Source organism: Nocardia sienata NBRC 100364 (genome assembly GCF_001613205.1).
Lineage (GTDB): Bacteria > Actinomycetota > Actinomycetes > Mycobacteriales > Mycobacteriaceae > Nocardia > Nocardia sienata.
In genome coordinates this window covers 1-1,873 of record NZ_BDBX01000119.1, presented here as the reverse complement: position 1 = coordinate 1,873, position 1,873 = coordinate 1, and the positions used below count along the sequence as shown (strand labels likewise).

Below are 1,873 nucleotides of genomic sequence, written 5' to 3'. Positions count from 1 at the left end.
GTCGGCGCTGGCCGGTGTGGACGAGGTCGGGCAGGCCGTGGTGGTCATGCGTGGCGACGCGCGCACCGGTGACCAGCTCGTCGGCTATGTGGTGCCGGCCGCCGGCGCCACGGTCGAGAGCGACTCACTGCGCGCGGCCCTGTCGGGCCGGTTGCCGTCGTACATGGTGCCCGCCGCGTTCGTGGTGCTCGACGCCTTCCCGCTGAACGCCAGCGGCAAGCTCGATCGCCGGGCGCTGCCCGAACCGGTTTTCGCGGCCCGGGCGTTCCGGGCGCCGTCCACCCCGATCGAGGAGATCGTGGCGACGACCTTCGCCGACGTACTGGACGTGGAGCGGGTCGGCGCGGACGACGACTTCTTCGAGCTGGGCGGTAACTCCCTGGTCGGTATGCAGGTCGCGGCCCGCATCGGCGCGGCGCTCGGTACCCAGGTAGCGGTGCGCACACTCTTCGAGGCGCCGACCGTGGCCGCGCTCGCCCTCCGGGTGGAAGAGTCGGGCGGCCGATCCCGGCCGGAACTGGTGGCCGGGCCGCGGCCGGAACAGGTGCCGCTGTCCTACGCGCAGCAGCGGATGTGGTTCCTGAACCAGTACGACACCTCGTCGGCGGCCTACAACCTGCCGATGGCGATCCGCCTCACCGGTGATCTCGATGTGGCGGCGCTGCGCGCGGCGCTGGGCGATGTGGTGGCCCGGCACGAATCGCTGCGGACCCGGTACCCGGAGCAGGGTGGCCGGCCGGTCCAGCTGATCCTGCCGGCCGACCGGGCCGTGCCGGCCCTGGAACCGGAGCAGGTGGCCGCGGACGAGGTGGCAACCGAGATCGAAGAGTTCGCGATGGCCGGTTTCGACGTGGCCGCCGCCGTGCCGATGCGGATCCGCCTCTTCGCCATCTCGCCCAGGGAATTCGTGCTGGTCGTGGTGCTGCACCACATTGCCGGTGACGGCTTCTCGCTGGCACCGCTGGCCCGTGACGTGATGACCGCGTACGCGGCGCGCGCCCAGGGCGAGTTGCCGGGCTGGGCGCCGTTGCCGGTCCAGTACGCCGACTACACGCTGTGGCAGCGGCAGGTACTGGGCGCCGAGGACGATGCGGATACCCCGATGGCCCGCCAGATAGCGTTCTGGCAGGAGACTCTCGCGGACCTGCCCGACGAGCTGGTGCTGCCCACCGACCGCCCGCGTCCCCCGGTGGCGTCGCTGCGCGGTGCCAGGGTGCACGGCGAGCTGGACCCCGACCTGGTGCGGAGTCTGAACGCCCTGGCCCGTGCCCGGGGTGCGTCGATGTTCATGGTGCTGCACGCCGGATTGGCGGCCTTGCTGGCGCGACTGTCCGGTAGCGAGGACATCGCGATCGGTACGCCGATCGCGGGTCGCGGTGAGCAGGCACTCGACGATCTGGTCGGCATGTTCGTCAACACGCTGGTGCTGCGGACCGCGGTCGGATCGGGCGAGACCTTCGCCGATCTGGTGGATCGGGCCCGCCGGGCGGACCTGGACGCGTTCGGCAATGCCGATGTGCCGTTCGAGCGGCTGGTGGATCTGCTGGCGCCGGAGCGCTCGCAGGCCCGCAACCCGTTGTTCCAGGTGGCGCTGTCGTTCCAGAACCAGGAGGCCCCGGCACTCGACCTGGCCGGGCTGACCGTCGCCGGGGTGGAGATCGCCGACGATGTGGCGCGCTTCGACCTCCAGTTCTCGCTGGGCGAAAACGGTTCGGGCGGAATGGATCTGGTGTTGAACTACGCCACCGAACTGTTCGACGAAGCCACCGCGTCCATGATGATCACCAGGTTCCGGCGGTTGCTGGCGGCGGTCGTCGCCGACCCCGACGCGGTGCTGGGTGATCTCGAACTGCTCGATCCGAGCGAACGTCAC

The 1,873-nt window shown here is 70.8% G+C and carries 1 protein-coding gene; it reads left to right on the top strand.

The features are described from left to right. A partial coding sequence (locus tag NS4_RS30990) for a condensation domain-containing protein (RefSeq protein WP_245665878.1) occupies positions 1-1,873 on the top strand: 1,873 nt, incomplete at both ends.